The organism is Actinomycetospora sp., from assembly GCF_055612215.1.
The window spans coordinates 1-5,891 of sequence record NZ_JBVPVA010000813.1 but is presented as its reverse complement, the minus strand read 5'-3'; the positions used below and the strand labels follow the sequence as shown (position 1 = coordinate 5,891).

At 74.5% G+C, this 5,891-nt stretch carries 7 protein-coding genes; 2 read left to right on the top strand and 5 right to left on the bottom strand.

Annotated elements, in window-relative coordinates; genetic code table 11:
* Nucleotides 1–923, bottom strand: a 923-nt coding sequence (locus tag AC0CYZ_RS22205; protein ID WP_472219331.1) for an acetamidase/formamidase family protein, incomplete at its 3' end; no start/stop codon positions are given.
* A 69-nt stretch (nt 924–992) separates the two neighbouring features.
* Nucleotides 993–2,057 (bottom strand): substrate-binding domain-containing protein, encoded by a 1,065-nt coding sequence (locus AC0CYZ_RS22200; protein WP_472219329.1) that lies wholly within the window; start codon nt 2,055–2,057, stop codon nt 993–995.
* An 87-nt stretch (nt 2,058–2,144) separates the two neighbouring features.
* Here AC0CYZ_RS22200 and AC0CYZ_RS22195 point away from each other — a divergent pair, with 87 nt between their 5' ends.
* Nucleotides 2,145–2,579 carry a MarR family winged helix-turn-helix transcriptional regulator gene (locus tag AC0CYZ_RS22195; protein WP_472219328.1) on the top strand — a complete coding sequence of 145 codons (435 nt, stop codon included), beginning with the start codon at nt 2,145–2,147 and terminating at the stop codon, nt 2,577–2,579.
* Between the two features lie 23 nt (nt 2,580–2,602).
* Here AC0CYZ_RS22195 and AC0CYZ_RS22190 read toward each other — a convergent pair whose 3' ends face one another.
* Nucleotides 2,603–3,409, bottom strand: a complete 807-nt coding sequence (locus tag AC0CYZ_RS22190; RefSeq protein WP_472219326.1) for a DUF427 domain-containing protein — start codon at nt 3,407–3,409, stop codon at nt 2,603–2,605.
* Nucleotides 3,410–3,467: 58 nt separating this feature from the next.
* The gene (locus tag AC0CYZ_RS22185; protein ID WP_472219324.1) at nt 3,468–4,100 is read right to left on the bottom strand and encodes a class I SAM-dependent methyltransferase; all 633 of its coding nucleotides are present in this window, start codon (nt 4,098–4,100) and stop codon (nt 3,468–3,470) included.
* Nucleotides 4,101–4,151: 51 nt separating this feature from the next.
* On the opposite strand from AC0CYZ_RS22185, the gene AC0CYZ_RS22180 reads away from it, so the two are divergent.
* A complete protein-coding gene (locus tag AC0CYZ_RS22180) occupies nt 4,152–4,886 on the top strand; it encodes a YqjF family protein (protein ID WP_472219322.1) in 735 nt (244 codons plus the stop codon).
* Nucleotides 4,887–4,995: 109 nt separating this feature from the next.
* Here the strand turns inward: AC0CYZ_RS22180 and AC0CYZ_RS22175 are convergent, their stop codons facing one another.
* Nucleotides 4,996–5,778: an SRPBCC family protein gene (locus AC0CYZ_RS22175; RefSeq protein ID WP_472219320.1), complete on the bottom strand. Its 783-nt coding sequence runs from the start codon at nt 5,776–5,778 to the stop codon at nt 4,996–4,998.
* Between the last annotated feature and the right edge of the window lie 113 nt (nt 5,779–5,891).

Here is a 5,891-nt window from a genome sequence, read left to right as displayed (position 1 = left end):
CGGCCGGGCTGGAAGATCGGCATCGTCGCCTTGTACTTGTCGACGCCGCCCTTGATGAGGTCGACGTGGACGTCGACGTAGCCGCCCATCTCCACCGCGCCGCAGAAGCTGATCTCGCCGTCGCCCTGGGCGAAGTGCAGGTCGCCGATGGAGAACTTCGCGCCGGGCACGTAGACGGGGTAGAGGACCCGCGAGCCGATCGACAGGTTCTTGATGTCGACGTTGCCGCCGTGCTCGCGCGGGGGCACCGTGCGGGCCGCCTCGCGCGCGGCGCTCTCCGCGTCGGTCCCGTTCATCGTCCCGAGCAGCGCGTGGTCGGGCAGCGGGGGCAGGGCCAGCGGGGGCACCCGCTCGGGGTCGGTGTCGATGAGGGCCTGCTCGCGGCGGTTCCACACCGCCAGCAGCTCCGCCGACGGGGCGCAGCCGGCGAGGCCCGCGTGGACGTTGGAGGCGATCCGCACCCCCGGCAGGTGACGCGACGTCGCGTACTTGCCCTGGAAGTCCCAGATGGCCTTGCCGGGGTCGGGGAAGTGGTCGGTGAGGAAGCCGCCGCCGTTGCTCTTCGCGAAGATCCCGGTGTAGCCCCAGCCCTCACCGGCCTGCGATCCCACGCGGGGTGCGGCGGTGTGCGCGGGCCCGAGGTCGAGGTAGTCGACGACCAGCAGGTCGCCCGGCTCGGCGCCCTCCACGTGGATCGGGCCGGAGAGCATGTGGTTGTGGTCGAGGACCATGTCCCGGATGTCGTTCGCGGAGTCGTCGTTGTGGACCTGGCCGTCGGTCCAGTCCTTGCACTCGATGCGGAAGACGTCGCCGGGGCGGACCGAGGCCGCGGCGGGGATGTCGGGGTGCCAGCGGTTGTGCCCGGGCACGTCCTGGTCCCGCATCGACTTCGACTGGTCCACGCGGAACACGACCTCGGGCATGGTGAGCCTCCTCGTCAGTTGTTCTCACATGAGAAGACTGCTCGGGGGTGCTGTCAAGCGGCGGCCCGGTCAGAGGCACGCCAGGACGTCGAAGTCCACGCCCTGCGCCACCGCGAGGTGGACGCGCTGGCGCGCCGTGCGTCCGCGGAACTCCACGGTGCCGCGCGGCCCCTCGTAGGCGGTCCCGTCGGCGACGGCATCCCAGGCGTCGAGGTGGTCGGTGCCGGCCCGGCGGGCCAGCGCCGCCAGGGTGTGCAGGCCCTCGTGACAGCTCTCGGCGGCGCTGCTGAGTGCAGGGGCGCCGGCCCCGTGGACGCCGAGGTAGCGGTCCTGCAGGTCCATCGCCGCGCTCGTGGCCATCGACCGGAAGTAGGACGAGGCCACGAAGAGGTTCGCCGTGGTGTCGGCGCCGCTGGCCAACAGCATGTTCTCCTCCATCAGCGGGCTGAAGCGCGCGAGCCGCGCGGCCAGCCCCCGCCGGGCGAACTCGCGGTTGAACTCCACGGCGTCCTGCCCGACGAGCAGCATGAGCACCCCGTCGCACGTCGCCCGCTCGACCCGGGTCACCACCCGGTCCATGTCCGCCGCGCCGAGCTCGACGAAGTCCTGCCCGACGAGGTCGAGGCCGAGGTCGTGCGCGTAGCGCCGGACGGCCCCTGCGGAGACGCGGGGCCAGACGTAGTCGTCGCCGACGACGAACCACCGGCGCAGCCCGAGCTCGTCGCGCAGCCACCGCAGGGCCGGGGCGATCTGGACGTCGGGCGTCTCGCCGGAGCAGAACACCCCGGGACGGTCCTCGCCGCCCTCGTAGACCGAGGGGTAGGCGTAGGGCACCCGGCCCGCGAGGACGGGGACCAGCGCCTCGCGGACCGAGGAGATGTGCCACCCGCTCACCGCGTCGACGGTGCCGGTGGCGACGCGCTCCCGGACACGGTCGGCGACCTCGGCGGGCCGGCCGCCCCCGTCGAGGACCTCCGTCACGACCTCCCGCCCGAGGATGCCGCCGCGGGCGTTGAGCTCGGCGACGGCGACGTCGACGACGGCCTCGCAGGACGGCGCGAACAGGCCGGCGGGGCCGTGCAGGGGCAGCACCATCGCGACCCGCCACTGCGCGCGCGACAGGCTCGGCACCATCGGCGGCTCCCGGGTGGGATCGACCAGCGGAGCCTAAGGTCACACCATCCGGGAAGTTCCCACAACCCGTGTCCATGGAGGACGGCCGTGACGGTGCCCGAGACCCGCGCGCTGGAGCCGTCGCTCGTCGGGGCGCTCACCCGTGCCCTCGACGAGGTCGCCCGGCGGGTCGGGGAGATCACCGCCGCCGAGGGCCTGAGCGTCGAGCAGTGGCTCGTCGTGCGCCGGCTCGCCGAGCACGGCGACCAGGCGATGCGGGACCTGGTCGCCGACACCCGCCTCGACGACTCGACGCTGACCCGGGTGGTGGACCGGCTCGCGGCGCTCGGGGCGCTCTACCGGGAGACCGACCCGACCGACCGCCGACGGGTGCGCGTGGCCCTGAGCGCCCGCGGGCGGGCCGCCCACGAACGCCTCTCGCCGGCGGTCGAGGACGTCGAGCGCCACCTCCTGGACGGCCTCGACGGGGCGCAGGTCGTGCCCGCGCTGATGCGTCTGGGGCGGGCCGCCGGGGACCGCTGACGCGGGCTCCGGCGACCCGGGGGTCAGCGCGCCGCGACCGACACCGTGTAGTCGTCGGAGAAGCAGATCCGCCCGGCGATGCCGCGCGACTCGTCGCGGGGCGCCTCGTAGGACCAGGCGCCGTCGACGACCTCGTTGCCGCCGTCGGCCTCGACGGCCCAGTAGGTCGACACGCCCTTGTAGGGGCACACCGTCGTGGTCCCGCTCGGGCGCAGGGTGGCGTGGACGTCGGCGCGGTCGACGTAGAAGCGCACGTCGAGGCCGGTCTCGTCGAGCAGCACCGCGGTCGTCGTGCGGGCCACGACGGAGCCGTCGGGCGCGGTCACGGTGACCTCGCGGCTCGTTGGGCGCAGGTCGACGCGGTGGTAGGGGTCGGTGAGGTGGCCGAGCACGTCCTCGTCCTCGTCGAGCCAGCGGTCGGCGGCGCTCATCGGCAGCGCGACGAGCCCGGCCAGCCACGACGCGTCCGGCTTCGGGTCGGGGTAGGACCAGACGGCGTTCTCGATCGTGCGGTTCCCGACGGTGAGGTGCTGGTAGCTCGCGTCGCCCTTGAACGGGCAGTGCGTCGAGTGCTCGCTGGGGGAGAGGAGATCGGCGCGGACGTCCTCGGCGGGCAGGTAGAGCTGCGGGCCGAGACCGGTCTCGTGCAGCAGGGCACCGCGGACGGTGTCGAGCACGACGACCTCGTGGCCCTCGCCGTCGCTCACGAGCGCCCGCACCCGGCGTCGGAACGGCTCGAGGAGCAGTGAGTGCGCGGGACCCTCGACGGTGAACGTCCGGGTCTCGGGGAGCGTGCGGGAGAGCGGTCCGCCGAAGCGCGTCAGAGCCATGTCGGGAGAGCGCTCCGCGCACGTGAACGTATTCCGTCGTCGGGGCGACGAAAATCGTTCACCTGCGCGCAGCGCTCACTCCGACGACGGGGTCGCCGCGCGAGCGCCGCTTCTCGATCACGGGCTCCTCGAACGCCCCCGAGGCGCGGAAGTACGACGCGACGATCTCGCCGTGCCCGGTGTCGCCGGTCGCGAGCCAGCCCCGGATCGCCTTCGAGGGGAAGCAGCGGTTCGAGAACGTCAGCGCGAACCGCCCACCCGGGCGCAGGACCCGCGCGACGTCGCGGAAGACCGCGACCGGCCGGGTGAGGTAGTCGACGGAGACCGTGCAGACCGCGGTGTCGACGCAGGCGTCGGGCAGCGGGACGCGGGGATCGGCGTTGAGGTCGTGGACGACGCGCTCGTCGGCCCAGGGGTTGGCGTCCAGTTCGGCGGCGTTCATCCCGAGCACCGTGAGGTGGCGCGGCCGCGCGGGCAGGTGCGAGACCCAGGAGGACATGAGGTCGAGGACGTCGCCGGTGACGCCGACCTCGCGGTAGTAGGCGGTCACCGCGGCGATCGCGGCGTCGTCGATGTGGTGCACGAGCCGGGGCGGGCCGTAGAAGACCGCGTCGTCGCGCTCGTCGGCACGGTCGAAGAAGCCGGGCGGGAACGTGACGGGTGACGAACCGGACGCGGCGCTGTCGGACACCCCGCCGTGTTCCCGCGCGTGGAGGCGCCCACTCCGGGGCACGCCGGGGGAATGAGCGCCAGCGTCGAGCCGGTCAGTGTGCGGGCACCGGAGTACTCCGGTCCGACGATGATGAGGCAGTCCTGGCGCGACGCCGGGTTCCTGCACTGGGCGGTCGAGCCCGCCGAGGTCGCGCCGCTGCTGCCGCGCGGGGTGCACCCCGACGTCATCGGCGGCGTCACCTACGTCGGGCTCGTGCCGTTCCGGATGGTCCGCGCGGGCGTCGCGCGGGGGCCGGCGGTGCCGTGGCTCGGGACGTTCCTCGAGACCAACGTCCGGCTCTACACCGTCGACGACACCGGCCGGCGCGGGATCGTCTTCCGCAGCCTGGACGCCTCGCGGCTCGCGGTGGTCCTCGGCGCGCAGGCCGCGTTCGGGCTCCCGTACCGGTGGGCGCGGATGTCGTTCCGGTACGCCGACGGCGAGGTCGTCTACCGCGCGACCACCCGGACCGGCGGGCACCGCAGCGTCGTGGCGCTGCGCCCGGGGGCGCCGGTCGAGGGCGACCCGGTCGCGGACTTCCTCACCGCCCGCTGGGGTCTGCACGAGGACCACGCGGGCGTGACCTGGTACGTCCCGAACGTCCACGAGCCCTGGCCGCTGCGCCGCGCCGAGCTCATCGCGTGCGACGACGAGCTGGTGGCGGCGGCCGGGTTCCCCGGCCTGGCGGGGCGCGCGCCGGACCTCGTGCACTTCTCGCCGGGAGTCACCGTCCGCTTCGGCTTCCCGCGTCCGGCGCTGCGCTGAGGTGCGGGCTCGGCGCGGGCTCCGCCGAGCCCCGTGATCATCAGCACGCGGGGCAGGTCGGCCGGCTGACTTTCCTGCGTGTTGTGCCCCTCGAGGGGAGCGGGCGACGCTACGGCTGGGCCAGCCAGGACGACCACTGCGCGGACAGCCGCTCGGCGATCTCCGGCGCCCGGTCCCAGTAGAGCACCGCGCGCACCTCGTGGACCGGGTCGGTGCCCGTCGTCGCGAGGGTGGCGACGCCGGGCGCGGGCCCGTCGAGCAGGAGCAGTGCAGCGCTGTGGTGGTGCCCGGCCCGGCGCTCGAGGCACGTGCCCGTCAGCTGCGGGACGCCCCGGAAGATCGTCAGCGGCTGGCGCGGCACGAGGATCCCGACCTGGGCGAGGAAGCGGGCGTGGGCACGCTCGTGGCCGGAGTCGGCCGTGCGCCCCCGCGAGGGACCCCAGGCGTGCACCCCGACCCCGGTGCGCCCCGCGAAGTGGCGCAGGTGGACCGCGAGCGTCGACAGCGCCGTCGCGGACCGCTCGCGCAGCGCGGTGCCCGGGTCCTGCGCGGCGGCCGCGCCGAGCCCCGTCGTCGTCACCCGCACCGCCGTGGTGCCCGGCTCGTGGGGCTCGAGCAGCCAGGTCGTCGTGAGCACGACACCACGTCCGGCGACGACGGCGTCGGCCTCGGTGACGAGGCGGTGCGGCGGTTCGCGGTCCACGACGCGGACCGCGTCCTCCCGACCGGTGACCACGGCGATCGTGTTGTCGGCGCGGGACTCGACGCCGGCCGGCTCGAGCCAGACCCGGACGTCGGGGAGCCCGACGACGGCGTCCCACGCCTGCTCGGCGAACGCCGCGACCGCGACCGCGAGCTCGACCGCGTCGGCGGCCGTGGCGGGGTCGGTCACGCTCAGCCGACCGCGGTGCCGACGAGGTGGCCGATCCCGTAGGTGACCGCGAGACCCAGGGCGCCTCCGACGACGACGCGCAGCACGGCCTTGCGGATCGAGCTGCCGCCGAG

Excerpts from the sequence above, each read along its gene's own strand:
- AC0CYZ_RS22200 (WP_472219329.1), bottom strand. The coding sequence starts at position 2,057 with ATGGTGCCGAGCCTGTCGCGCGCGCAGTGGCGGGTCGCGATGGTGCTG.
- AC0CYZ_RS22190 (WP_472219326.1), bottom strand. The coding sequence starts at position 3,409 with ATGGCTCTGACGCGCTTCGGCGGACCGCTCTCCCGCACGCTCCCCGAG.
- AC0CYZ_RS22180 (WP_472219322.1), top strand. The coding sequence starts at position 4,152 with ATGAGCGCCAGCGTCGAGCCGGTCAGTGTGCGGGCACCGGAGTACTCC.